The sequence below is a fragment of the Novosphingobium sp. KA1 genome, assembly GCF_017309955.1.
GTDB lineage: Bacteria > Pseudomonadota > Alphaproteobacteria > Sphingomonadales > Sphingomonadaceae > Novosphingobium.
Genome location: NZ_CP021247.1, coordinates 120,434 through 145,890, shown reverse-complemented (window position 1 = coordinate 145,890; position 25,457 = coordinate 120,434). Strand labels below are relative to the sequence as shown.

At 65.5% G+C, this 25,457-nt stretch carries 21 protein-coding genes, 1 tRNA gene and 1 pseudogene; 10 read left to right on the top strand and 13 right to left on the bottom strand.

Annotation, left to right across the window (positions count from 1 at the left end):
- Positions 1 to 191: 191 nt before the first annotated feature.
- Both CA833_RS00845 and CA833_RS00840 read right to left on the bottom strand, forming a co-directional pair.
- Positions 192 to 1,886, bottom strand: coding sequence for a recombinase family protein (locus tag CA833_RS00845; RefSeq protein ID WP_207078923.1), 1,695 nt, complete (start codon positions 1,884 to 1,886; stop codon positions 192 to 194).
- A gap of 49 nt (positions 1,887 to 1,935) precedes the next feature.
- A pseudogene (locus tag CA833_RS00840) lies at positions 1,936 to 2,187 on the bottom strand (radical SAM protein); the annotation flags it as partial.
- A 102-nt stretch (positions 2,188 to 2,289) separates the two neighbouring features.
- Here CA833_RS00840 and CA833_RS00835 point away from each other — a divergent pair.
- On the top strand, positions 2,290 to 2,898 hold the full coding sequence (locus tag CA833_RS00835) for a TetR/AcrR family transcriptional regulator (RefSeq protein ID WP_207078921.1): 609 nt from the start codon (positions 2,290 to 2,292) through the stop codon (positions 2,896 to 2,898).
- 122 nt (positions 2,899 to 3,020) lie between these two features.
- A complete protein-coding gene (locus tag CA833_RS00830; protein ID WP_207078920.1) occupies positions 3,021 to 3,866 on the top strand; it encodes a TauD/TfdA family dioxygenase in 846 nt (281 codons plus the stop codon).
- Between the two features lie 169 nt (positions 3,867 to 4,035).
- On the opposite strand, the gene CA833_RS00825 is transcribed toward CA833_RS00830, so the two are convergent.
- From CA833_RS00825 to cpdR, 4 genes are all read right to left on the bottom strand, one after another.
- Positions 4,036 to 5,259, bottom strand: coding sequence for an NADP-dependent isocitrate dehydrogenase (locus tag CA833_RS00825; protein WP_207078919.1), 1,224 nt, complete (start codon positions 5,257 to 5,259; stop codon positions 4,036 to 4,038).
- A gap of 132 nt (positions 5,260 to 5,391) precedes the next feature.
- Positions 5,392 to 6,645 carry a DUF3422 family protein gene (locus CA833_RS00820; protein ID WP_207078918.1) on the bottom strand — a complete coding sequence of 418 codons (1,254 nt, stop codon included), beginning with the start codon at positions 6,643 to 6,645 and terminating at the stop codon, positions 5,392 to 5,394.
- A 206-nt stretch (positions 6,646 to 6,851) separates the two neighbouring features.
- Positions 6,852 to 6,926 (bottom strand) — tRNA-Val (locus CA833_RS00815).
- A 149-nt stretch (positions 6,927 to 7,075) separates the two neighbouring features.
- Entirely contained in the window at positions 7,076 to 7,450 is a 375-nt protein-coding gene (gene cpdR, locus CA833_RS00810) for a cell cycle two-component system response regulator CpdR (RefSeq protein WP_142637487.1), read from the bottom strand.
- Positions 7,451 to 7,617: 167 nt separating this feature from the next.
- Between cpdR and CA833_RS00805 the strand changes: the two genes are divergently transcribed.
- Positions 7,618 to 8,556 (top strand): N-formylglutamate amidohydrolase, encoded by a 939-nt coding sequence (locus tag CA833_RS00805; RefSeq protein ID WP_207078917.1) that lies wholly within the window; start codon positions 7,618 to 7,620, stop codon positions 8,554 to 8,556.
- 415 nt (positions 8,557 to 8,971) lie between these two features.
- Here CA833_RS00805 and CA833_RS00800 read toward each other — a convergent pair whose 3' ends face one another.
- A complete protein-coding gene (locus CA833_RS00800) occupies positions 8,972 to 9,742 on the bottom strand; it encodes a SapC family protein (RefSeq protein ID WP_142632742.1) in 771 nt (256 codons plus the stop codon).
- Positions 9,743 to 9,871: 129 nt separating this feature from the next.
- Positions 9,872 to 11,338: an FAD-binding oxidoreductase gene (locus CA833_RS00795; protein ID WP_207078916.1), complete on the bottom strand. Its 1,467-nt coding sequence runs from the start codon at positions 11,336 to 11,338 to the stop codon at positions 9,872 to 9,874.
- A gap of 149 nt (positions 11,339 to 11,487) precedes the next feature.
- Between CA833_RS00795 and CA833_RS00790 the strand changes: the two genes are divergently transcribed.
- The 3 genes from CA833_RS00790 to CA833_RS00780 all read left to right on the top strand — a co-directional run bounded on the left by CA833_RS00790 (position 11,488) and on the right by CA833_RS00780 (position 15,299).
- A complete protein-coding gene (locus CA833_RS00790; RefSeq protein WP_207078915.1) occupies positions 11,488 to 12,114 on the top strand; it encodes a hypothetical protein in 627 nt (208 codons plus the stop codon).
- 183 nt (positions 12,115 to 12,297) lie between these two features.
- Complete coding sequence (locus CA833_RS00785) at positions 12,298 to 13,731, top strand: DEAD/DEAH box helicase (RefSeq protein WP_207078914.1); 1,434 nt, start codon at positions 12,298 to 12,300, stop codon at positions 13,729 to 13,731.
- Positions 13,732 to 13,835: 104 nt separating this feature from the next.
- Positions 13,836 to 15,299, top strand: coding sequence for a carboxylesterase/lipase family protein (locus CA833_RS00780; RefSeq protein ID WP_242526197.1), 1,464 nt, complete (start codon positions 13,836 to 13,838; stop codon positions 15,297 to 15,299).
- Here CA833_RS00780 and CA833_RS00775 read toward each other — a convergent pair.
- Positions 15,293 to 16,090: a sterol desaturase family protein gene (locus CA833_RS00775; RefSeq protein ID WP_207078913.1), complete on the bottom strand. Its 798-nt coding sequence runs from the start codon at positions 16,088 to 16,090 to the stop codon at positions 15,293 to 15,295. The genes CA833_RS00780 and CA833_RS00775 overlap by 7 nt on opposite strands.
- 172 nt (positions 16,091 to 16,262) lie before the next feature.
- Here CA833_RS00775 and CA833_RS00770 point away from each other — a divergent pair, with 172 nt between their 5' ends.
- Entirely contained in the window at positions 16,263 to 16,862 is a 600-nt protein-coding gene (locus CA833_RS00770; RefSeq protein WP_207078912.1) for an isoprenylcysteine carboxylmethyltransferase family protein, read from the top strand.
- A 7-nt stretch (positions 16,863 to 16,869) separates the two neighbouring features.
- On the opposite strand, the gene CA833_RS00765 is transcribed toward CA833_RS00770, so the two are convergent.
- Positions 16,870 to 19,176, bottom strand: coding sequence for an ATP-dependent helicase (locus CA833_RS00765; RefSeq protein WP_242526196.1), 2,307 nt, complete (start codon positions 19,174 to 19,176; stop codon positions 16,870 to 16,872).
- A 146-nt stretch (positions 19,177 to 19,322) separates the two neighbouring features.
- Between CA833_RS00765 and CA833_RS00760 the strand changes: the two genes are divergently transcribed.
- On the top strand, positions 19,323 to 19,595 hold the full coding sequence (locus CA833_RS00760; protein WP_207078911.1) for a hypothetical protein: 273 nt from the start codon (positions 19,323 to 19,325) through the stop codon (positions 19,593 to 19,595).
- A 133-nt stretch (positions 19,596 to 19,728) separates the two neighbouring features.
- On the opposite strand, the gene rsmD is transcribed toward CA833_RS00760, so the two are convergent.
- Both rsmD and CA833_RS00750 read right to left on the bottom strand, forming a co-directional pair.
- Positions 19,729 to 20,316, bottom strand: coding sequence for a 16S rRNA (guanine(966)-N(2))-methyltransferase RsmD (gene rsmD / locus CA833_RS00755; protein WP_207078910.1), 588 nt, complete (start codon positions 20,314 to 20,316; stop codon positions 19,729 to 19,731).
- Positions 20,313 to 21,842, bottom strand: a complete 1,530-nt coding sequence (locus tag CA833_RS00750; protein WP_207078909.1) for a pseudouridine synthase — start codon at positions 21,840 to 21,842, stop codon at positions 20,313 to 20,315. The genes rsmD and CA833_RS00750 overlap by 4 nt, the downstream gene beginning before the upstream one ends.
- A 111-nt stretch (positions 21,843 to 21,953) precedes the next feature.
- On the opposite strand from CA833_RS00750, the gene CA833_RS00745 reads away from it, so the two are divergent.
- Together CA833_RS00745 and CA833_RS00740 are read left to right on the top strand one after the other, a co-directional pair.
- Positions 21,954 to 23,291 carry an MFS transporter gene (locus tag CA833_RS00745; protein ID WP_207078908.1) on the top strand — a complete coding sequence of 446 codons (1,338 nt, stop codon included), beginning with the start codon at positions 21,954 to 21,956 and terminating at the stop codon, positions 23,289 to 23,291.
- A gap of 52 nt (positions 23,292 to 23,343) precedes the next feature.
- A complete protein-coding gene (locus CA833_RS00740) occupies positions 23,344 to 24,063 on the top strand; it encodes a hypothetical protein (RefSeq protein ID WP_242526195.1) in 720 nt (239 codons plus the stop codon).
- 7 nt (positions 24,064 to 24,070) lie between these two features.
- Here CA833_RS00740 and CA833_RS00735 read toward each other — a convergent pair whose 3' ends face one another.
- Positions 24,071 to 25,366, bottom strand: coding sequence for a folylpolyglutamate synthase/dihydrofolate synthase family protein (locus CA833_RS00735; protein ID WP_207078907.1), 1,296 nt, complete (start codon positions 25,364 to 25,366; stop codon positions 24,071 to 24,073).
- Positions 25,367 to 25,457 lie beyond the last annotated feature (91 nt).

The window sequence follows — 25,457 nt, the reverse complement described above, 5'->3', positions numbered from 1 at the left end:
TTCGTGGTCAAGACTACGATAGTCGATGGGCCACTCAGAAGGGGGCAGATCACACTTCAACCTGTATGTTGGCAAGGCGCGCTACCAGCTTCCCCGCTGCTAACCCTCAGAAGCCCGTACAAGCGAAGAAGCGCCCCGGCACGTAAGCTGGGGCGTTCTTGTATGAGTGGCCTTGAGAGAGCGTCTCAGGGTTAATCCTTCGGCCTGATGATCTGGTCGGCGCGCTTGATTGCCGCACTGCGGAGTGGGTCTCCACCAGCTGCAATGAGAGCCAAGTCGTGATCGTCGCTGGGTACGTCGAGCATATCGAGTGCATCGACCGGCTGGCCGATCAACTTGCCCTTTTTGTCCAGCTTGAAGGCAACCAGACCGCCCATCAGCACGACCGTAGCGGAGCGATCTTCCTCGTGCAGGAAGATGGCATCCACCAATCCATCGATGAGGACCTGCATACGCTGGCGGACCTCCACGTCCTCCATATTGGCGCGCAGCTTCTCAAGTTCGTTGATGGCCTCGCTGGAAGGGATAGCGGCTTCCTTGCTTTCCCTCTGTCCCTCAAGGGCGCGCAATTCGGTCTCTGCCGCTTTCACGCGCTCCTTGAACCTCTCATAGGCAGCGCGCAAAGTCTGGTCGTCAGAGAGCATCACGTCATCTGCCAGCTTTTCCAACCGCTTCTGCATGGTCTGCACTTCGGAGCGTTTGAGTGCGATACGCGCGAGCGTATCATCCTGTGGCAGGGCAGGGGCGGCCCTGACGAAATGCGATATGTTGTCGAGAAGGCCCTTGAGCAGGTGCTCATAGATAAAAGTCGCGTTGCCCTTGCACGAACCTGCTCTGGCGAAATCGGCGCACACCAACTGCCAGCGCTGCCGTTTGTGCGTCCTGATGGACATGCGGCTACCACAGGGCACTGCCGAGACGCGCTCCTGTCCGTCCTCGTCGATGGTCACTTGTCGGTGAGTGCATCGGCAGACGTGTGAAAGGACGTTCACGTTTTTGGTGCGAGGACCCCCGGTTCCCTTACGGCTGGCGATACTAGCCTGCACCTGATGCCACTGTTCTGGCGTGACGATTTCAGGATAGATTTTACGGGCAGGCGCAACGTCCTCCCGCCCATAGGAATCGGTGCGGCGCTGGGGCTGGTATTCGCCGAGCACACGGCGGCTATGAAGCATGTTGCTGACGGTGCGGATGGTCCAAGCGGCTTTTGGCCAGCCTAACGTCTCGCGGGCTTCATTGGATCGATCGGATATGTGGCGCAGCCCGTAGCCCTGCAATGACAGCCGGAACATCTCGCGGATAATATCGGCGCGCTCTTCAATAACGGTGAACTCACCGTCGATGACCTCCATCCATGCAGGGCAAAGGCGGGGGTCAGCAGTGCCCGTCTTGGTCTTTCCTTCTTCCTGGGTTTTGCGCCACGTTGAGGTGATGCGACGTGCCTTCAGCTTGCTGCTGTCATGAGCCTCACCGGCCTTAGCCAGCGCAACAATGAGGTTGGCCCAATTGTCGTTGATTTTGGCCGTGTCGTAGATGATGCCGGTGCCTGCCTCGCAGATCGTGAGACCCTGCTTACAAAGGCCGACGAGCAGGTTGAGACTTTCCAGCGGCTCCTGTCGACTGAGGCGGTCCATCGCTTCCACGATCAGCACCTTGCCTGCGAGTTCTCCTCGCGCGGCACGATCCTCAATCTGGCGCAGCTTCCCATTCTGGGCACGGTTGCGACCGTGATAGGCCGACTTGCCGCTCTCGATATGGATTTCGTCTGGGTTGATCGTCCAGCCGTGCGTTTTCGCGACTGCTTCCGCTAGGGCCTTCTGGCGCTCTAACGAGTTGCCGTCCTCCTGATTAAGCGTTGACCAGCGGATATAAACGATAGCTTCCATAGGCTTCCTCTAGGGCACGAGGCCTCAGCAATGCTACCTAGGGAAGGGTTACGCAACCGTTACGGAGATGCTCGCAGCCATTGTAGGCATTGATCGAACGGTCGAACGGCACGTCGGGAGACGTGTTGAACGACAGGATGGTGCGCGGGCTCAGTTCGCTCACCTGCGTGCGCAGCGGTGCGGGCTCGCCGTCGACCTCGCGCGAGGCGTCAAGCCAGTCGCCATCGGCCTCCCGCCGGGGAAGATTGAAGCGGGTGCTGGCCTGCCCGGAGACGGCGCCTCTGCCCTTGTGGATCTGCATTCGGGCATATTGAACATAACAAGAACAAAAGGCAAGCGAGTCGGCCTTGGTTGATCTCTCGCGCGGCACGCCTTAGGCAATCCGATCTTGTATGGAGGTCGAATGGCAGGCGCGGAGCAGAAGTCGGGTGGACGCAGGATCGGGGCGGAGACCTCGGCCACACGGGCACGCATCGTCGAGGCTACTGTCGACCTGATCCGCGACGAGGGCTATGCCGCCGCCAGCACCCGCCGCGTTGCGGCCCGTGCGGGGCTCAAGCCTTCGCTGGTGCACTACTATTTCCCGACCACCGACGACCTGCTGCTGGAAGTGTGCCGTCAGGGCGCGGCGGACAGCGATGCCATGATCGCGCAGGCGCTGGCGAGCGAGGATCCGGTGCGCGCACTCTGGGGCTTTTTTGTCGACACCAGTCGCACCGCGATGTCGCTCGAATTCATGGCGCTGGCCAACCACCGCCCGGCCGTGCGCGAGAAGATGGCCGAGCACAGTGTCGCCATGCGCCAGCGGCAGGTGGAGATCATCGAGCAGCTGTTCGGCGATCGGCTCAAGGTTCTGGACGGCTTCGATCCGGCCGGCCTCGCGGTCATGCTGGCGGGTATCGGCCGCTGCATCGTCATGGAGGAAAACCTGGGCGTCACCGCCGGACACGCGCAGGCGAGGGCGACGGTGGAATCCTGGCTCGACCGGCTGGAGGCGAAGACGCTCGCCTGATCACGCACCGGCGATTGATTGCAGGCGCAATCCGCGAGGAATTTGAACAGGCGTTCAGTCCGTGGTACCACCCTCTTCAAGCATTGCTTCGGCGATGAAGCGGACAATGGAGAGTGTGCACGATGTCGCTCGCGACAAAGACGGAGTTCAAGGCCGAGGCGATCAAGCCGAAGATCGGCAGCCGCGTTCTCAACAGCCGGGAAGAACTGCTTTCGGGCGAATTCGCGGCCGAGATCCGCGAACTGCTGGAAGCGCGCGGGGTGCTGGTGTTCCCGCAGGTGAACTTCACCGACGAGGAGCAGGTGGCCTTCACCAAGACGCTCGGCACCTTCGCGCCGGAGCGCAAGGGCGGCGAGGAAGTGATCTCGAAGATCACCCTCGACGCCAGGGAAAACCCGATGGCGGCCGAGTACCTCAAGGGCTCGCTCTACTGGCACATCGACGGCACCCGCAACGACGTGCCGATCCTGGCCTCGCTGCTCTCCTGCCGGGTGCCGAGCCCCAAGGGCACCGGCAACACCGGTTTTGCCAACACTTACGCGGCGTTCGACGATCTGCCGGAAGACAAGAAGGCCGAATACGAGCAGTACCGCGTCGTGCATGGCCCCTGGGCCAGCCTGTTCTACTATGAAGCCGAACCCAGCCTCGCCAAGCTGCAGGGCTATGCCCAGATCGGCGAACAGGAACTGCCGCTGGTGTGGAAGCACCAGTCCGGCCGCAAGAGCCTCGTCATCGGCTGCACGGCGGCACAGGTGATCGGCAAGTCGGCGCTCGAAAGCGCGATGATCATCCATGGCCTGCGCGAATGGGCGACGGGTGAAGAGTTCACCTACAGCCACGAATGGGAAGTCGGCGACCTCGTCATGTGGGACAACACCGGCACGATGCACCGCGCCGAGGCCTATGACCCGACGTGCGGCCGCATGATGCACCGCACCAAGCTCGAAGGTGAAGAACCCTTCGAATAAGGCGAAGAGGCGGAAAGGCGCTGGGGGCGCGGTTCAGCCAGACTTAGAGATTTGCAGGGCTCGCCGGACTTCGGTTCGGCGGCCCTTTTCGTGGGCCGACCTGGCCAAAGAAAAACCCCCCGCCTTGCGGCGGAGGGTCTTGCTTGAACCGAGGTCCGGAGGCGGAGACTCAGCCCCAGCTTGCCATCTTGGCTTCGAGGTTCTTCACGATTTCCTCGAAGAACTGCTCGGTGGTCATCCAGTTCTGGTCCGGGCCGATCAGCAGCGCGAGGTCCTTGGTCATCTTGCCGCTTTCGACGGTTTCGATGCAGACCTGTTCCAGCGTCTCGGCGAACTTCACCACTTCCGGGGTCTCGTCGAACTTGCCGCGATAGGCGATGCCGCGGGTCCAGGCGAAGATCGAGGCGATCGGGTTGGTCGAGGTCGCCTTGCCCTGCTGGTGCTGGCGGTAGTGACGGGTCACGGTGCCGTGGGCGGCTTCCGCTTCAACGGTCTTGCCGTCGGGCGAGAGCAGGACCGAGGTCATCAGGCCGAGCGAGCCGAAGCCCTGGGCAACGGTGTCCGACTGCACGTCGCCGTCGTAGTTCTTGCAGGCCCAGACGAACTTGCCCGACCACTTGAGCGCCGAGGCGACCATGTCGTCGATCAGGCGGTGTTCGTAGACGATCTTGGCTTCGGCGAACTTTTCCTTGAAGCCTTCGGTGTCGAACACTTCCTGGAACAGGTCCTTGAAGCGGCCGTCATAGGCCTTGAGGATGGTGTTCTTGGTCGAGAGGTACACCGGCCAGCCGAGGTTGAGGCCGTAGTTGAACGAGGCGCGTGCGAAGTCGCGGATCGATTCGTCGAGGTTGTACATCGCCATGGCGACGCCCGGAGCCGGGAAGTCGAACACGTCGAGGTCGATCTTGTCGCCGTTCTCGCCGTCCCACACCAGGCGCAGCTTGCCGGCGCCCGGGATCAGGGTGTCGGTGGCCTTGTACTGGTCGCCGAAAGCGTGACGGCCGACGACGATCGGGTCGGTCCAGCCCGGAACCAGGCGGGGCACGTTCGAGATCACGATCGGTTCGCGGAACACGACGCCGCCCAGGATGTTGCGGATGGTGCCGTTGGGCGACTTCCACATCTTCTTGAGGTCGAATTCGGTGACGCGCGCTTCGTCAGGCGTGATGGTGGCGCACTTGACGGCAACACCGCATTCCTTGGTGGCGTTGGCGGCGTCGACGGTGATCTGGTCGTTCGTCTCGTCGCGCTTCTGCACCGAGAGGTCGTAGTACTTGAGATCGATGTCGAGGTAGGGGAGGATCAGCCGTTCGCGGATCCATTCCCAGATGATCCGCGTCATTTCATCGCCGTCCATCTCGACGATGGGATTCTTGACCTTGATTTTCGCCATTCGTGAAACTCCCCTGGGGATGAGATTTGGGGGTCTCTTAGGCAGCAGCGAAGCGCTTAGCAAGGCAGGTATCGGCCCGGCGACGCGCAATGCGCGGCAGTCGGCTTGCGCGGTACGGCATGGTCGGTCGTCTCATGCCTTCCCGTGATCGTCGTGCGCGGCGTGGGCCTTGCGAACGCGGTGGGTGGTCCAGGCGACGAAGGCGACGACGAAAGGCACGCTGATGCCGGTTGCCAGTTCGTAGTTCGGCCAGTGCCATGCCGCGTGCGAGGCCTTGGCGAGATAACCTACGAGGCTCACCGCATAATAGGAAATCGCCGCCACGGAGAGCCCCTCGACCGTTTGCTGGAGCCTGAGTTGCATGGCGTTGCGCCGGTCGAGCGAGGCGAGCAGGTCGCGGTTCTGGGCGGCGATCTCGGTATCGATCCGCGTGCGCAGCAATTCGGCGGTCCAGGTGACGCGCCCGGCAAGATCGTCGAGGCGCTGGACAAAGCTGGCACAGGTCTGGACGGCGGGATGGAGGCGGCGCTGGGTGAAGCCGACGAGCGTGGGGCCGCCGTTGACCGCGCTGACCGCCAGCGTGCGCACGCGGTCGTCGCAGATCGCGGCGTAGGCGGCGGTGGCGCTCATCCGGTAGCGGGTGGTCGCCGCGATCTGGGCAATGCGCGAGCCGAGTTCGCCGATGGCGTGGAGCAGTTGCTCGCGCGGGCGGGCCTCGCGGTCGATGTCACCGCTGAGCTGGGCCAGGTCTTCCTCGATGCGGCGCAGCTCCGGACCGTGCTTCTGGGCTTCGGGCAGGCCGAGCAGGGCGAGCTTGCGGTAGTTGCCCAGTTCCAGCAGCGATTGCACGAGCGCCGGGATGCGGCGGGTGTCGTCGTCGCGCATGGCGATGAACATGCGGCCGAAACCGCCGTGAAGGCGGAAGTCGGACCAGATACGGGCGCGGCCTTCCTGCACGTCGCAGACGACCAGGTCGTTGGCGTCGAACCAGGCCTCGAGATGTTCGGGGTGGGTGCCGGGCATGCCGGCGCGGCCGATGGCGAGGAAGCTGGAGCGGATGATGGCGCCCGGCATGCGGTCCAGCCAGGGCGCGACGAAGGGAGCAAAGGCTTCCTCGTCGAAAGGCGCGTCGAACTGGCCGGGGACGATGAAGTTGTAGGTCGCGAACTCGCTGTGGCGTTCCCACACGAGCGTCGCGCCGCCGAGATCGACAACCGCGTGACGGGCCGCTCCGGCACCGAAATGGGCGGCGGCCGCCTCGAGTTCGGCATCGCTGGCGAGCAGGACGATCTGCATGAGCCGGGCCGGCGCGGTGAAGGGCGGCAGCTTGCGGCTGTGCATCTCGGCGGTGAGGCTGGCGCGCTCCGGCCGGCTGCGCTGGGCCATCTTTGTGCGTATCTCGTCGAACAAGGCTGGTTCATTCCCCACGGTGATTCGGCCTGTGACCGGGCGGGCCCGGCGCGGCATGCACAATAGAGCGAAGATGGGGGCTGGGGAGGCCTGATTCGCCCTGTGGTCGGGGCGATTGTTCCGAAGATGCTACAGGCAAAGAAAAACCCCGCGAAATCCGAAGATTTCCGGGGTTTCTCGAATGGTGGGCGTAGCAAGGATTGAACTTGCGACCCCTACGATGTCAACATAGTGCTCTACCACTGAGCTATACGCCCACACCATTCGGTTGGTCCGTGGCGGCGTTTGCAGCGCCGCTCGGTGGAGTGGGCCTCTAACGGTGACCCTTCCGGTTGGCAAGGCGCTTTTTCAAAAAAGTTCGCCGCGGGATTTTTCAGGCTGTGGAAGACCTGTGGATGAAGAGGCGTTAAAGCTGCGCGTGTTCGGACAGGCCGAAGATGCGCTGCACTTCCATCACGATGTCGCGCAGATGGAAGGGCTTCGAAAGCACCTTGGCGTGCGGGGCTTCACGGCTGGCGCGCAGGGTCACGGCGGCAAAACCGGTGATGAACATGACCTTGGTGCTGGGCGAGACTTCTGCGCAGCGCTGCGCCAGTTCGATGCCGTCCATTTCCGGCATGACGATGTCCGAAAGCAGCAGGTCGAAATGTTCGCGTTCCAGCAAGGGCAGGGCGGTGGTGCCGCGATCGACGTCGGTAACGTGGTAGCCGGCATTCTGCAGTGCCCGCGCCAGATATGTACGCATTGCCTGATCGTCTTCGGCAAGCAGGATGCGGATCATCGGTGTCATGTCCTGAGTCGTTGGCCCGAAATTGGCGGTTCCCAGCTTATCACACTGGTTAAGGCCTCCGGCATAGCGCCTAACGGGTTAAAATTCTCGCCTTGAATACGCGGTGACCGGTTACGGGACGCTTTGACACGCGGGGGCTAACGGGCCAGCGTCGATCCATGATTGCAGGCAAGGGCGAGAGCGATTCGCAGAGGCATTCGGGAGGATCGATTCCGGGGGCTCCGGGGATCCCGGCCTATAGTTTCGAGACGCCCGACCCTTCGGTGATCCCGGTTCTGATCGCCGCTCCGCATGGCGGGCGGGCCTATCCGCGCGCGCTGCTGGACGATTTGCGGCATCCCGATTCGGTCGCCCTGCGGCTCGAGGACCGTTACGTCGACCGGCTGGCGCAGGCTGTCGCGCGGGAAACCGGGGCGGGTCTGCTGATGGCGCAGGCGCCGCGCGCGATGATCGATCTCAACCGGGCGCCGGACGATGTCGACTGGGACATGTTCGCGCGCTCCTCGCGTCCCGAATCGATCGGTCTGCCGAGCCGGCGTGCGCGCAGCGGGCTGGGTCTCATTCCGCGGCGCCTGCCCGGTGTGGGGGAGTTGTGGCGGCGGCGGCACGAAAGCGCCGATCTGGCCGCTCGGATCGAGGGTATTCACCGGCCCTATCACGAGGCGCTGGCTGCGGCTCTGGCCTCGCTGCGGGATCGGTGGGGCGTGGCCCTGCTGGTCGATCTCCATTCGATGCCGCCCCTGCAGGCGCGTCCGGGCATGGAGGCGCCGCATTTTGTGGTGGGAGACCGGTTCGGAACCACCTGCCATGGCAGCCTGGTGGCCTGTGCCTTTTCCTGGTTCGCGGCGAATCGCCAGCTTGCCGCGCACAATCGCCCTTATGCGGGCGGTTATGTGCTGGAGCGTCATGCGGCGCCGGCGGCGGGGATCCATGCCCTGCAGCTGGAAGTCGATCGGCGATGCTATCTCGATTCGCGGCTGTCGGAGCCGGGAGAAGGCATGGGGCAGACGGTGGACCTGCTGGCAGGACTGGTGCGCCGGCTGGCGGCTGCCGTCAGCGAACTGGCCGGAAAGGGCTGGGCCCAGGCGGCTGAGTGAGTGGGGCGCCTGAAGGTGCTTACGTAAACTAGGGTACGAGTTGCCTGGCCGTGGCTGAGCCTATTGCCGTGGCAATGGCGCTGGGCCGGAGTGTAGCGCGTGCCGGAAGCCTTGGTGCTGGGAGGGCTGCGATTTCGGCCAATAAAAAACCACCTCGCGCGGTGCGCGAGGTGGCCAAGGTTCAGGGAGGAGGTGCACGATGTGCACCAGCCCGACCGGGCCATGAGGGTAGCGCCGATCAGGTGCACCCAACATAGCAAGACCTTGGCGACATTCAACCCTTAGAATGAAGCAAAGTGTAACAGCTTTGCAAGCCTGTGGAGAAGAGTTGATGCAGAATGGGGTGAGAGTGTGACAAAAATGTCAAAAAACTCTCACCCCTTCATGTGTCTGCGACCTGAAACAGGCCGCTGAATCAGGCGTTTACGGGAATCTGCGGGCCCTTGCCCTGGGCAACCTGGCGGCCGAAGATGTCACGCACGAGATCCAGCGAGAACAGGTGTGCGTAGATCAGCGGCAGCATGCCGTTCTGGTTCCACTGGCGCAGCACGTCGCCGCGCACTTCGCGCAGCTTCGATTCGTCGACCATCTGGAAGCCGCGATACGTGAAGGGCTGGCCGGTGCCGATGTCGATGTTCAGCTCGCCTTCCATCAGCAGGTTGTGCTTCTGGAGCTCGGCCATGAAGTTGGCGGTCTTGGTGCCAGCGATCTCGAAGTTCTCGCAGAACTTGAGCATGTTGGTGGTCGCTTCGGTGGGCTGGCCATCCGCGAACAGGGCTTCGCCTTCTTCCAGTTCGCCGACGAGATCGCTCGAGGGATCGACGCAGAGCGACAGCTCTTCGCTGTCCGGGCGCAGGCGGGCGAGCATGAAGGGGTAGCGGCGCGCATAGGCCGGGATGTAGACCGGCTGATCGACCGAACCTTCATCGTCGACAAAGACGTTCACGCCGTCGTTCATGCCCATGAGGATCAGCGGAACCGGATTCTCGCCCGAGGTGAAGATGATCGGGTAGTTGCGCTGGGCCTGCGGAAATTCCTCGACGGTGAGCGGCACCGAGTTGACGCCGACCAGCCAGGTCGCCTTGTTGGTCGAACGGGTCTTCCAGCTGGCGTGCTGCTGCGAATTGAGCGGCACGAGGTCCTTGTAGAACAGGGGCAGGGCAGGATTCTGCGGCGCGGTGGCCATTGCGATACTCTCCGCAAGTCTGGGAAATTTCCAAGAGCGTGGCTTTAGAAGCCCGAAAGCACGGGCGCAAGCGCGCTTCCGGGGCAAAACGGGGATATCCGGCGAGTCGGGGCAGGTGCCCCGCTGCGGTCAGATCAGCTTGCCGGGATTCATCAGGCCCCGGGGGTCGAGGGCCTGCTTCACCGCGCGCAGCACCGAAAGCGCGACCGGATCGCCCAGGCGTGCCAGTTCGTCCTTCTTGAGCTGGCCGATGCCGTGCTCGGCCGAGATTGATCCGCCCCATTCCGTAACAAGATCATGGACATAACGGCTGATTTCCTTGCCAGTTCCGGCCTGCCAGGCGGCCCCGTCGGTCACGCTGGGGGCGATCACGTGGTAGTGGACGTTGCCGTCTCCGAGATGACCGAAGGCGATCGCCTCGGTTCCAGGCCATTTGGCCTCGATCATCGGCGCGGTGGTCTCCACGAAGTCGGGCATCTTCTCGACCGGCACCGAAATGTCGTGCTGGACGGCGGGGCCGCGCGCGCGTTCGGCGGGGGAGATCGATTCGCGGATCAACCACATGGCTTCGGCCTGGGCTTCGTTGGCGGACATCGCGGCGTCTTCCAGCAGTTCGGCCTCGAAAGCGTCGGCCATCATCGTCTCGCAGCGTTCCCGCAGGGTATCGGCGCCGGTGCGATCGGCCACCACTTCGATCAGGACGTGCCAGCCATGCCTGCCTTCGAGCGGGGCGCGGGCGTCGGGCAGATAGTCCAGCACCGCTTCGAGGCAGGCCTGCGGCAGCACTTCGAAGCCTTCGAGCGCGTCGCCTGCGGCAGCCTCGCAGTGCAGCAGCAGCTTGCGCGCCATGCCCAGCGTGGGCACGCCCGCCCAGATCACCACGCGCTCCGCCACCGCGGGCGAGAGGGCGAGGGTGGCGGCGGTGACGATGCCCATCGTGCCTTCGGAGCCGATGAAGACCTGCTTGAGGTCGAAGCCGCGATTGTCCTTCTTGAGCGGGGTGAGCATCGAGAACACCTGCCCGTCGGGAAGTACGGCCTCCAGTCCCAGCACCAGCGCCCGCATCGAGCCATGGCGCAGGACCTGGGTGCCGCCGGCATTGGTAGCGATCAATCCGCCGACGGTTGCCGAACCCTTGCCGCCGAGCGAGAGCGGGAAGCGCAGGCCCCTGGCTTCGGCGGTCTCGTGCAGGGTCTGGAGCACGAATCCGGCTTCGCAGGTGATCTGGCGGGCCTCGACGTCAAACTGGCGCACCGCGGTCATGCGGCGCAGCGAGAGCAGCAGGGCCTCGCCGCTGTCGTCGGGCGTGGCGCCGCCCGACATGCCGCTGTTGCCGCCCTGGGGGACGATGGCGATGCCGTGCTGCGCGCAGAGCGCCACCACGGCGGCGACTTCCTGCGTGGTGGCGGGCGAGGCGAGGGCGAGGGCCTTGCCGGTATAACGCCCGCGCCAGTCGGTCAGCCAGGGCTCCAGCAGGTCCGGGTCGACAGTGAAGCCGCGGGGGCCAAGCAATTCGGCGGCTTCTTCAAGGAAGCGCGTGGCGGCGGCGGATCGGGGGGCGGATCGGGGGGCGGAGCTGTCGGTGAGCGTCGTCATGCTGGCGATATGGCACAGCCCATTGCCGGTTTCACCCAATTTGCGTCGCCAGGATGCTTGCCGTTTGGGTTAAGCGGTGGTTCAAGCTCTTGCACTAAGGGAGGGGGACGGTCCGGTCCGCCTGGGCTGTTCGGGGATCTGCTCTTTCGATGAATCTTGCGTCCATTCTGCTCTATCCGTTCATGCTGCTGTTGCCGGCGGCAGGGGGCAGCGATTCGGGCAAGGCGGATGCGGGCAAGTCGGATCGCGGCGTGGTGCAGGATCCGATGCGCGCCGATGCCGGGGCCGCGCCCGGCTATGCGGTGCCCGAGGATGCCTGGCCGGACGAACGCTCCGATTCCGCGGCGCGGGGGATCATCTCGGTCTTCGCGTTCCAGCACCCGGAGCCGGAGGATGCCTGGCAGGTGCGCATCGAACAGCGCATGACCATCCGCATCACCCCGCGTGCCCAGTTGCCGGTCGATCCGGATGGCCCGATGGACCGCGACCCGCGGCCGCGCTTCACCGAGCGCAAGATCGGCAAGTGCCTGCCGATCGCGGGGATCGCCGGGGTGGAGCCGGACGGCCAGCACAATCTCCTGCTGTTCATGCGCGATCGCCGGATCATCAGCGCGGAACTCGAACGCTCCTGCCGGGCGGGCTCGTTCTATTCGGGTTTCCTGCTCTCCCGCTCGCCGGACGGCCAGCTCTGCGTCGAGCGCGATTCGCTGCTTTCGCGCAGCGGATCGAACTGCAAGCTGGTGCGCATCCGCCAGATGGTGGCGTCCGGTCGCTGACCCCGGGCATGCACGAAGGCGGCGAATCAGGCCTCTACGCGGATTTCCTTGACTTTCGGGGGCATTCGCGCCTAGGGCCCGCGCAGATATACGTTGGACACGCGAAGGGGCTCGCCCCGTACTCACTCGCGATACTCGGCGGATATCCTTGTTTCCCTGAACTCCGGATAAACCATTCTGCCTATGAGCTTTGCCGATCTCGGCCTGTCTGACGAATTGCTGCACGCGGTTGAAACCGCGGGTTACAGCGAGCCGACTCCGATCCAGGCGCAAGCCATCCCGCCGGTCCTCATGATGAAGGACATTATCGGCATCGCGCAGACCGGGACGGGCAAGACCGCCAGCTTCGTGCTGCCGATGATCGACATCCTTGCTCACGGCCGCCGCCGCGCGCTGATGCCGCGTTCGCTGATCCTGGAGCCGACTCGCGAACTGGCGGCCCAGGTCGCCGAGAATTTCGAGAAGTACGGCAAGAACCACGATCTCAAGATGGCGCTGCTGATCGGCGGCGTGCAGATGGGCGACCAGGTCAAGGCCCTGCAGGACGGTGTCGACGTGCTGATCGCCACGCCGGGCCGCCTGATGGACCTGTTCGAGCGCGGCAAGATCCTGCTCACGGGCTGCGAATTGCTGGTGATCGACGAGGCCGACCGCATGCTCGACATGGGCTTCATCCCCGACATCGAGACGATCTGCTCGAAGCTGCCGACCAACCGCCAGACGCTGCTGTTCTCGGCAACGATGCCGCCGGTCATCAAGAAGCTGGCGGATCGTTTCCTGTCGAACCCCAAGTACATCGAAGTCGCGCGTCCGGCCTCGACCAACACCAACATCGCCCAGCACAAGGTCACGGTCTCCTCGCGCAAGAAGCGCGACGTGCTGCGCCATCTGCTGCGCACCGACAACGTGTCCACCGCGATCATCTTCGCCAACCGCAAGACGACCGTGCGTGAACTGGCCAAGAGCCTGAAACGCCATGGCTTCGCGGCCGGCGAAATCCACGGCGACATGGACCAGCCGGCCCGTCTGGCCGAGTTGCAGCGCTTCAAGGACGGGGTGGTCAACATCCTCGTCGCCTCCGACGTTGCCGCGCGCGGTCTCGACGTGAAGGGCGTGAGCCACGTGTTCAACTTCGATACGCCCTGGCATCCGGACGACTACGTCCACCGCATTGGCCGTACCGGCCGCGGCGGCGCCACGGGCCGTGCCTTCACGCTGGTCGCGCCGGAAGATGCCGAAGCGATCGAGGGCGTCGAGAAACTCACTGGCGGCAAGATCCCGCTGTTCGACGTGACGCTCGACGATGCGGAATCGGCTCCGGCACGCGGCGCCGAGCGTGACGACAAGCCGCGCCGCGAAAAGCGCGAGCGTCCCGAACGTGCCGAGCGCAGCGAACGCCGGGCAACTCGTGAACGTGCACCGGAAAAGGCGTCCGGGCGGGGCGCCGAACGCGAGGTGGAGCGCGAGGCTCGGCTTGCAGTCGAAGCCAAGCCGGTGCGCGATGCCAAGCCCGTGCGCGGCGATGCCCGCCGCTCTCGCCGCCGCGAGGAAGAACCCGCGGATATGGGCTGGAACGGGCCGATCCCGGAATTCCTCGGCGTTTCCGCGCTGGCCTGACACGATACGACGGGGAGCCATCTGGCTCCCCGTTTTCGTTTGGCTATAAGGGCTTGTGAGTGGTTCGGGCGTTGGCTCCCGAGCGGCAACAAGGAGCGGCGTTGATGCGAGCTGAGCGTCTTGGGGGAATGAGGCGGGCGCTGGCCGTTTCGCTGGGTCTGGGGATGGCGATCGGCCTGGGGACGGGCTGTGCGGCTACGGCCGATCCCGGGGCGTTGGTGCATGAGGAAAACGGCGCGCTTCAGGGCCATGCCGAAGGCGGCGTGATCAGCTGGAAGGGCATCCCCTTCGCCGCGCCGCCAGTGGGCAACTTGCGCTGGCGGGCGCCGCAGCCGGCGGCTTCGTGGCAGGGCGTGCGCGATGCGGGCGAATATGGCGATGACTGCATGCAGAAGCCGTTCGACGGCGATGCCGCGCCGCTCGGCACGCCGCCTGCGGAAGACTGCCTCTACGCCAACGTCTGGCGCCCGGAGCGGGCCGGGGGCAAGCTGCCGGTGGTGGTGTGGATCTATGGCGGCGGCTTCGTCAATGGCGGGGCCTCGCCGCCGACGTATTCGGGGGTCGAACTCGCGCGGCAGGGCGTGCTGTTCTTCAGCTTCAACTACCGGGTCGGCCGGTTCGGCACGTTTGCCCATCCGGCGTTGACGCAGGCGCAGGAGGATGGCGGCCTGCTCGGCAATTACGGCTATCTCGACCAGATCGCGGCGCTTTCCTGGGTCCAGCGCAATATCGAGGCGTTCGGCGGCGATCCCGACAACGTGACGATCGTGGGCGAGAGCGCGGGCGGCATGTCGGTGCACAATCTCGTCACGTCGCCGCTGGCGAACGGGCTGTTCGACAAGGCGGTGGTGATGTCGGGCGGTGACGGGCAGATGCTGGTCGATGCCGATCTTGCATCGGCGGAGGCGGCGGGGCTGCGCTTTGCGGCAGGCAAGGGCATTGCCGCAGACGATCCCGAAAGCCTTGCGAAACTACGGGCACTTCCGGCCGATGCCGTGGTCGATGGGCTGAACCTGGCGGCGCTGTTCGCGCCGTCGAGCGCGCCGCGCACCTTTGCAAGCCCGTTCGCGGATGGCCGCATCGCCGTCGATCAGCGCAAGGCGTACGCTTCCGGCACGTTCCATCAGGTGCCGATGATCATCGGCGCGACAAGCGATGACATCGGCGGCGTTGCCGGCGGGATGATCGCGGGTGCACGCCAGTTGTCGGGCCTGATCGCCGACCAGGGCGTGCCGGTATGGGAATATCGCTTCGGTTATGTCGCCAGTTCACTGCCGCAGGACGGCAAGGGCGCGGGCCATGCGACCGACATTCCCTATTTTCTCGGCACCGTGGCGATCAAGTATGGTGCGGGGGCGAGCGATCGGGATGCCGGCATGGCGCGGATCGCCAGCGGCTATCTGGTGAACTTCGCGAAGACGGGCGATCCCAACGGTGCGGACCTGCCGGTCTGGCAGCCGCGTTCACGGCAGGGCGAGGCGATCCTCGATCTTGCCCCGGATGGCACGGCGGCAAACATTCCCGATCCACTGCTGCCGCAGATCGACGCCGCATCGCAGGGTCAGTGAGCGCTTTCGGCCACGGCGCCGCCGCTATCCGATCGTAGCTCGGGCTGCGCACGGAACGGCGCGGCGAGGTGGTCGACGAAGTTTTCCGGCGGCGCCTGTTCGACGCCGAAGCGGGAAGGGCGCTCGGCTTCAGGGCGATAGGCCGTGCCGACCAGCTTGTCCCAGATCACCAGTTGCGAACCGAAGTTGCTGTCATAGGCGTGCTCTTCGTCGGCATGGTGCCAGTGGTGCACGCGCGGCGGCGTGAACACGGCGTCGAGCGGTCCGAACGAGAGCCGGGTATCGGCATGCAGCAGGTTCGCGTGCAGCGTGTAGAACCCCATGTAGATCGCCACGGCCGTGGGCGAGAAGGCGGCGATGCACATCGGCAGCGCCATGGCGGTGGCAAAGACGATCTGTTCGACCGGATGGACGCGGGCGGTGGCCAGCCAGTCGAGGTGCGGGCTGGAATGGTGGATGCGGTGGAAGCGCCAGAGCAAGGGCGAGGCGTGGAAGCTGCGGTGCACGCACCAGATGATGAAGTCGCAGGCCAGCAGCAAAATGATCGCCTGCAGCCAGACCGGAATCGTCCCGGACAGATGCACGAGCGGGTCGAAGGGCGCGATCAGCGCCAGCAGCAGCATGGCGCCGAACCGGATCATGAGCGTGCCCACCGTTGCATGGAGAATGTCCGCGACTACCCCCGCGCGGGTGCGGCGATCGGGGCCGCGTGCGGGCAGCAACCACTCGAGCGGGACGAGCAGCAGCGCGACGAAGAACAGGGGCCGCAGGACGGCAAGGATTTCATGCATCAGGATGAGGCCCGTCGAAAGGAACTGGCCGCGATCCTAGGGCATCATGGTTTCCCGATCCTAAACGCCTGGCAATGAGTTGGGCGCTGGTCGCCGCTTAAATGCCTGTTTACCAATGTGGCGCTAGCTGTTCCGTGTGCCCGGCCGTTGCGGCGGGGGACGGGGGACTTCGATGACTTTGCCTCGCCTGCTTCATCTTGCCGAATGCGCGTTCATGATCCTGCTGGCCTACATGGTGGTCTGGCGCCTGCTTCCGGCCATGCCGCAGCACCCGCAGCTGGTGGTGTTTCTGGTGGCCGAATTGCTTGGTGTGGTGCTGATCCTGCTGCAGCGGCCCGGCGACGTGGCGACCGGGGTCAAGCCGGTGCTGGTGGGTTTCGGCGGTACGGCGGCGGGCCTGCTGATCGTACCCAGGGGTGTCCAGCTGGTGCCGGATCTGGTCTCGACCTCGATGATCCTGGGCGGCGTTGCCCTGTCGATCCTCGCCAAGCTGTCGCTGCGCCGCAGCTTCGGGGTGGTGGCGGCCAATCGCGGCGTGAAAAGCGGCGGCGTGTACCGTCTGGTGCGCCATCCGATGTACATGGCCTACATCATCAACCACATCGGCTATCTGATGCTTTATCTTTCGGCCTGGAACCTGGCGGTCTATGCGCTGGCGTGGATCCTGCTGTGGATGCGCACGGACGAGGAGGAGAAGGTCCTGCGCGCCGATCCGGCTTACCGTGCATATGCCGAGAAGGTTCGTTCGCGGTTGATCCCGGGGCTCGTCTGAGCCGGCTTCAGACGTCGCTGGCAGGCTTCACGAAGCTGTCAAGCACACGCTTGGCGCCGGCCTGTTCGAAGTCGATCTCCAGCTTGTTGCCTTCCTGCCCGGTGACCTTGCCGTAGCCGAACTTCTCGTGGAACACGCGGGCGCCGACTTCGATGTCGGTGCGCGGTTTCGAGGCGAAGCTGGCGGCGCTGCGGGTCGATTCGGGGATACGGCGCGGCTTGGGATCGTAGTCCTGCGCCGCTGCGCGCTGCCAGCCGGGCCCGCGCGTCATCGTGCGGGCAGGCTGCGCGCGGGCGACTTCGGCGAAGGGATCGGCATGTTCGCTCCACTGCGCCCTCCACAGCGAAGCGCCGCCCGATAGCGTGGTTTCGCTGTCGACGTGATCCTCGGGCAGTTCGGCAATGAAGCGCGAGGGGATGGAACTGGTCCACTGGCCATAGATGCGCCGATTGGCGGCGTGGAGGATCGTGCACTTGCGCCGTGCCCGCGTGATCGCGACGTAGGCAAGCCGGCGCTCTTCCTCGAGGCTGGCGAGGCCGCCTTCGTCCATCGAGCGCTGCGAGGGGAACACGCCTTCCTCCCAGCCCGGCAGGAACACGTTGTCGAATTCCAGCCCCTTGGCGGCATGCATGGTCATGATCGTGACCTTTTCCTCGTCCGAGGCGGCCTCGTTGTCCATCACCAGGCTCACGTGTTCGAGGAAATCGCCGAGGCTTTCATACTCTTCCATGGCGCGCGCGAGTTCGACGAGGTTTTCCAGCCGTCCGTTCGCCTCGGGCGTCTTTTCCGCCTGCAGCGCGTCGGTATAGCCGCTCTCGTCGAGCACGGTGCGCATGAGGTCGGCCGGGTTCTCGGTGGCGGAAAGATCGCGCCAGCGGGCGAAGTCGCGCATCAGCGAGAGGAAGGTGTTGCGGGCGCGGGCGGGCAGTTCGTCGGTATCGGCGATTTCGATCGCGGCCATGGCGAGCGGAATCGCGCGCCGGCGGGCAAGCGTGTGCAGCGCCTCCAGCGCCTTGGCCCCGAGACCGCGCTTGGGGGCGTTGTAGATGCGCTCGAAGGCAAGGTCGTCCGCCGGCTGGGCGATGACGCGCAAGTAGGCGAGGGCGTCGCGGATTTCGGCGCGCTCGTAGAAGCGGAAGCCGCCGACGATGCGGTACTTCATGCCGATCGCGATGAAGCGGTCCTCGAACTCGCGCGTCTGGTACTGCGCGCGCACGAGGATGGCGATCTGGTCGAGCGCGGCGCCTTCGCGTTCCAGCCGCTCGATCTCGTCGCCGACACGGCGGGCTTCCTCGGGGGCGTCCCAGACACCGATCACGCGCACCTTGTCGCCCGCGTGGCGCTCGGTCCACAGCGTCTTGCCGAGGCGCTGGGTATTCTCGCCGATCAGGCCCGAGGCGGCGGCAAGGATCTGCGGGGTGGAGCGGTAGTTCTGCTCCAGCCGGATCACTTTCGCGCCGGGGAAGTCCTTCTCGAACTTGAGGATATTGGCCACTTCCGCGCCACGCCAGGAGTAGATCGACTGGTCGTCATCGCCCACCACGCAGATGTTCTTGCGGACTTGCGCGATGAGGCGCAGCCAGAGGTACTGGACCTGGTTGGTGTCCTGATACTCGTCCACCATCACGTATTTGAAACGCTGCTGGTATTGCTCCAGCACTTCGCGGTGGGTGCGCAGGATGTTCAGCATGTGCAGCAGAAGATCGCCGAAATCGCAGGCGTTCAGCGTCTTCAGGCGGTCCTGATAGAGTTGGTAGAACTTCTGCCCGCGCCCGTTGGCGTAGGATTCGTTCTCTCCGGCATCAAGATCGGCGGGGTTGAGGCCGCGGTTCTTCCAGCGATCGATGCAACCGGCGAGCTGGCGCGCGGGCCAGCGCTTCTCATCAATCCCTTCGGCCTGGATCAGCTGCTTCAGCACGCGCAGCTGATCGTCGGTGTCGATGATCGTGAAATTGGGCTGGAGGCCGACCAGTTCGGCGTGGCGGCGCAGCATCTTGGCGGCAATCGCGTGGAAAGTGCCGAGCCAGGGCATGCCCTCGACCGCCGGGCCGATCAACTGGCCGACACGCTCGCGCATTTCGCGCGCGGCGCGGTTGGTGAAGGTGACGCAGAGAATCTCGCTTGGCCACGCCAGGCGGCTGCGCACCAGATGCGCCAGCCTGCGGGTGAGCGCCGCCGTCTTGCCGGTACCGGCACCCGCCAGCATCAGCACCGGGCCCTCGGTGGTCAGAACTGCCTCGCGCTGGGGCGGGTTCAGCCCGTCGATGAGCGGGTCGGAAGAGGCGTCGGGCACGGGGGATTGCAGATCGTTCACCCGTGAACATCTAGAGAACGGGGGCGGGGCGTGCAAGGCCGCTTCGCCAGGCCTGGAGAACAATCCCCGCCGGTTTGCCGGGAACCGAAGCGGAGGGCGCGCATTGTCACGATGAGCGTGCGGCTGTCATCCATGGAGAAGTCCGGATGTTTTATCGCTCCATCGTGGTGCTGGCCGCAGCGGCCGCCCTCATTCCCACCGCAGGTTCGGCTCTGGCTGCCTCGCCGCATCACCGGGCGGGCGCCTCGGTCCGCGAATCCCGCGGCTATCCCTCCGAAGTGACGGTAGACGGGCAGAGCTACAAGGTCTGCTCGAAGACCGTCGTCGATAGCTGCATCAACCCCCGGCAGGCAGGCCTGCACTTCGGCAACAGGCCGATGAGGGACTGGCCGGGGCGGCCTGCCAGCATGAAAAAGTGACTGAGTGTGGTATGGAAAAGTAACCGCCGGTGATGGCTAAAGGTAACCAAACGCAAAAGGTAACCAAACGCAAAAGGGGTGCCTTGCGGTCGGCAAAGGCACCCCTTGAAGTATGGAAATGTAACCTGAAGCGTCAGGCCGGGACGCGGCGCAGGATATGCAGCCGGGCCTTGCCGACATCGCGCGTGGACTCCACTTCGAAGCCCTTGATCGCGAACGTCTCGTCGCGGCCGGTTTCGATGCAGACCCAGGTCTGCTCGCCGATCCAGCCGAGGCGGTTGAGCTTGTCGACCGCCACGGCACCGGCGCCGGTGTCGTAAGGTGGATCGAGCAGGACGAGGTCCAGCGTGTCCTTGGCGGGGCCAAGCGACAGGGCCGAGCTTGCGCGCACGTCGGTCTGCCCCTGCGCGCGCAGATTGGCGATGTTGGTGCGGATCGCCCGGATCGCGCCGGGGTCCTGGTCGACGAACAGGCAGTGCGCGGCGCCGCGCGAAAGCGCCTCGAGGCCGAGTGCGCCCGATCCGGCAAAGAGATCGGCCACTTTCAGCCCCTCCAATGTCCCGAGGCGGCTTGCCAGCATCGAGAACAGCGTCTCGCGGGTGCGGTCCGCGGTCGGGCGCGTGGCATCGCCTTCGGGCGCGGCCAGCTTGCGGCCGCGCCATTCACCAGCGACGATGCGCAGGCCGGTCCGTACATTGCCCCGGGCACTGGCAGGCTTCATGCCTTGGCGTCCGGCAGCGTGCGGCGGAAGTTCTCGAGTTCCCGGGGCGAGACTTCCACGACCATGCCCTTGGGCAGGTCGAGCAGGCGGAACGGTCCGTAGGAAATGCGGATCAGGCGGCTGACCTGCAGTCCGAGGTGCTCCAGAACGCGGCGCACTTCGCGGTTCTTGCCTTCGGTCAGGGTCATCTCGACCCACTGGTTGCGTCCGGTGCGGCGCTCCATGTTGGCGTCGATCTTGCCGTAGACAACGCCTTCGATCTCGATGCCTTCGATGAGGTCCTCGAGCTGGGCCTGCGAAATATCGCCGAAGGTGCGGGCGCGGTAGGTGCGCGGCACGCCGGTGGCGGGCAGTTCGAGCTGGCGCTTGAACTCGCCGTCGTTGGTCAGCAGCAGCAGGCCCTCGGTGTTGAGGTCGAGGCGGCCGATCGGCATCACGCGGCCCGAATCATCGGGCAGCGCGTTGCGCAGCGCGGTGTAGATCGTCGGGCGGCCCATCGGGTCGCGCTCGGCGGTGATGAGGCCGGAGGGCTTGTGGAAGATGAAGAGGCGGGTTTCCTCGGCATCGCGCACGGGATTGCCGTCGACCGTCACGCCGCGCAGGTTCGGCAGCACGGTGGAGGGGGTTTCGATCAGATCTTCTCCAAGGCGCACGCGGCCTTCGATGATCAGCCGCTCGGCCTCGCGGCGGCTGGCGACACCGGCACGGGCGAGCAGCTTGGCGATGCGTTCGCCTTCGCGCACGGGCATGCCAGGGGTCTTGGCCGTGGGCGCAGCGGCGCGCGGTGCGGCGCGAACGGGGCGGGGGCGGCGTTCTTCACGGGGGCGATCGTCGCGCGGCCGATCGTTGGCGAAACGGTCCTTGCCGAAGCGATCACCGGCAAAACGGTCGCTGCGGGGGCGCTCGCCGCCGTCACGGCTGCCGTGGGGCTTGCCGCCGAAGGTCTTGCGGTCATCGTCCTTGCGCGGACCTCGGCCGAAGGCTGGGCGTTCGCTGCGCGCGCCTTGCGGCGTATCGCGGCGATCGTCGCGGTTGCGGTTGCTCCAGGGGCGTTCGTTGCTGCCATAGTCGCCGGCATCGCGATCGCTGCGCGCGTTGCCGCCATAGGGCTTGCCGCCATAGGGCTTGCCGCCATAGGGCTTGCCGCCATAGGGCTTGGCGCCGTCATCCTTGCGCGGACCCCGCCCATAAGCAGGCCGGTCGCCGCGCTGGCCGTCACGCGTGAAACCGCCCCGGTCCTCGCGGCCGCGGTCGCCGGAAGGCTTGCTGCCATATGGCTTTGCATCCTCGGGCTTGCGGGGGCCACGATGGAAGGTGGGCTTGTCGCCGCGCCGGTCTTCACGCCCGGTGCTGTAGGTGCCGTCGCCATACCGGCTTTCACCGCGGGCGCCGCGATCGCGTGGGGCATCGCCCCGGGAGTTGCCGCCACGCGGACCGCTGCGGAAAGAACCGTCGCGCGAAGAGCCATCACGCGAACCACCGCCGCCACGCTTCGGGCCGCCGGATTTGAAAGGAGGTTTGGACATTTGCCCGCCCATACCTGTTGATCGTCGCTTCATCCAGCCTTCCCTTGCGCCAAGGGCGCGTTAGGGTGCGGCAAATCAGCATATTCGCGTGTCGAAACCGGAGATCACTGCGTGGACGCCCAAAGTATCGAACAACGTCGCGGCGTCTGGGATGCGGTCAAACCCTATGTCGAGAAAGAATCGCTGGCCTCGTTCGCGCTGGGGCTGTCCTCCGGTTTCCCCTATGCGATGATCGGCGCGACGCTCACCACGCGCCTCGCGCAGGACGGCATCGACAAGAAGACGGTCACGGCCTTCACGCTCGCCTTCCTCGTCTACAACCTCAAGGTCTTCTGGGCCTGGATCATCGACGGCGTGCGCCTGCCGGTGCTGGGCAGCATGGGCCAGCGCGTCTCGTGGATGATGGTCTGCGGCCTGTTCGTGATCGCGGCGGTGCTGAACCTCGCCTTCGTCGATCCTGCCGCCGACATTTCCGCGACCGTGATCGCCGCCATCTTGGTGGGCGTGGCCGGCGCCAGTTTCGATATCGTGATCGACGCCTACCGCATCGAGACGCTCAAGCCTTACCAGCTCGGCACCGGATCGGGCATGAGCCAGTACGGCTGGCGTATCGGTTCGGCCGGCGCCGGCGCGCTGGCGCTGGTGGTCTCGGCCCGCCATGGCTGGAGCGCGGGCTATGCCGCCTGCGCTTTCTTCGCGCTTCCCGCGATGCTGACGGCGATGGTCCTTGGCGAGCCGATGCGCCGCAAGGTCGTGGTCGAGAAGCGCGGCGTGGTGGAAGTGTGGAACTCCATCGCCGGGCCGTTTGCCGAGTTCTTCCGCCGGAATGGCGCGGTGCTGGTGCTGACCTTCATCCTCGTCCACAAGATCGGCGACACGCTGGCGAACCTGACCTTCCGCCTGCTGTTCGACGACCTCAAGTTCTCGAACGACGAGATTGCGCTTTATGACGTGGGTCTTGGTTTCTGGGCCTACCTGATCGGCGTGTTCATCGGCGGGGTGGCTTTCGCGAAGATGGGACTCAAGCGTTCGGTGCTGATCTCGCTGATCCTGATGGGCGCCTCCAACCTCAGCTTTGCGGCGCTGGCGGCGGCCGGGCACAGCAACTGGGGCATGGCGGGCGCGATCGGCTTCGAGAACATCGCGTCGGGTTATGGCGGCGTGGTGGTGATCGCCTATTTCTCGGCGCTGTGCGATCTTCGCTATACCGCCGCGCAATACGCGCTGATCTCGGCTGCGGCGAGCGTGGTTGGCCGTCTGCTTACCGGCACGACGGCGGGCGCGCTGATCGAGGCGATGGGCTACGTGAACTTCTATCTGCTGACGACGGTTGCCTCGCTGCCGGGCATCGTGCTGTTCTGGTGGATGTGCCGCACCGGCCTCGTCGATCAGGCGATGGGCACGGCGGGCGAGGACAGGGCGGAGCTGGAGGCGGACCAGTCTTCCTGACAGTATGAAAATCGGGCGGGTGCGCGGCTGACCATTCGGGAGAAAGTGTTTGATGCTACGAACGATCTTCCTTGCACTGGCCAGGCTGCGGCGGGGGGCATTGCTTCCCGCGCTGGGCCTGGCGATCGTCGCGCCGGTTCAGGTGCTGGCGGAGACGCCGCGCGATATTCTGACGGCTGCCGCGTTCAAGACCGACGACAAGGCCCGCGCGCTGCAATTGATCGGCAGCGCCATCACCGCGGCGGACCGGGCGCTTGCCGTCCATCCGGGAGACCGCGAGGCGGCGCTGCAACGCGGCGTCGCCATCGGCTATCGGGGCAAGCTGACCCACAGCCGGACGGACGTGCGCGCCTCGCTGGACGTGTTCCAGAAGCTCCTGGCACAGAACCCGCGCGATGCCGAAGTGCAGATGGCGATAGCGGCCTGGCACCTCGGCGCGGTGGATGAACTCGGCGGCTTCCTGGCGCGGACGGCGCTGGGGGCAAAGAAGGACCAGGGCCTTTCGGCCTTGACCCGTGCCGTCGATCTGGGCGGCAACCGGGCGTTCTATCCGGGACTGGCGGCCCTGATGCAGATCCGCAGCGATCATGGCTCCGTGGCCGCGACGCGCCGGTTTGCCGAGGCCGCCGCTGCCGGTCAGACGCCGACGCCGCTGGATGCGATCCTCAAGCGTGCGGCCATCTCCATGCTGCCCGCCTTGCGCGCGAACGACGGCAAGGCGGCTGCGGCGCTGGCGCTCAAGTTGCTGCCCTTCGGGAAATTGCCCGGGTAAGCGCGGATCAGTCGGGAATTTCCGCGTTCGCCTCCAGCACCACGCCGGAGAGATAGAGCGATCCGGCGATCAGGACCGGCAGACCGTCGCCGGGCAGGGCGGCCAATGCCGCCGCGACGCTTTCGGCCGCACCGGCGGAGGGGCCGAAACTGGCCGGGCCGTGGCAGTCATGCCCGGGAACCGGCACGGCATGAATGCTGGCGATGCTTGCTGCGAGCGGGGCGGTGAGGGCGCGCGGGTCCTTGTTGGCGAGCATCCCGATCACGAGATGGAGCCGCTGGCCCGCGAAATGGCGGGCGATGGCAAGGCCCGCGTCGGGGTTGTGGCCGCCGTCCAGCCAGACCTCGCGGGCGCCGGCATGGCGCGTCAGCGGGCCGTTGCCGAGGTGCTGGAGCCGGGCGGGCCATTTCGCGTTGCGGATGCCCTCGGCCATGGCTTCGGGGGAGACGCTGACGCGGTCCTGATGGCGCAGGATGGCGACGGCCAGCGCGGCGTTCTCGGCCTGATGCGTGCCGGGAAGGGTGGGCAGCGGCAGGGTGAGTTCGCCGTGACGGTCGGAATATTCGATCATATCGCCAACGGTCGCATCCCAGTCGCGCCCGCGCATGTGGAGCGGCGCACCGGCGGTGAGTGCGGCGCGCTCGATCTCGAGCGTGGCGCTTTCCGGATAGCTCAGCGTGACGAGCGGGGCCGGGCCGCGCACGATGCCTGCCTTTTCGAAGGCGATGCGGGCCAGCGGGGCTTCCGGTGCGCCTGCTTCGGGGCGCAGCAGGAAGGCTTCATGGTCGATGCCGAGAGTGACGATGCCGCAGGCGGCCGGATGGTCGAGGACATTGGTGGCGTCGAGCCGCCCGCCGAGGCCGACCTCGATCACGCAGGCATCCGCCGGTTCGCGGGCAAAGGCGAGGAAGATCGCCGCCGTCGTCACCTCGAAGAAGCTGGGGCCGAGGTCTTCGCCCGCGTCGAGCACTTCGCGCAGCAGGTCGGCCAGCATTTCGTCGGAGATGAGCTTGCCGGCAAGGCGGATACGCTCGTTGTAGCGTACCAGATGCGGCTTGGTGGCCGAATGGACCTTGAGGCCCTGTGCTTCCAGCATGAAGCGCAGGTACGTGCAGGTCGATCCCTTGCCGTTGGTTCCGGCGACATGGAACGTCGGCGGCAGGCGCCTGTGCGGATTGCCGAGCCGGTCGAGCAGCGCGTGGATCGTCTCCAGCCCGAGACGGCCTTGCGGGATCGAGAGCGCGGCGAGGCGATCAAGCTGGGCCTGGACGCGCGGGTCTGCGGAGGTGGCGAAGTCTTTCATGGCATCCGTCCGGAAATGCACATCGCGGCAAGCCTTGGCGGCCGCCGCGATGCATGGGATTGCTGTGTCGTCATGCTTTGCGCAATGACGA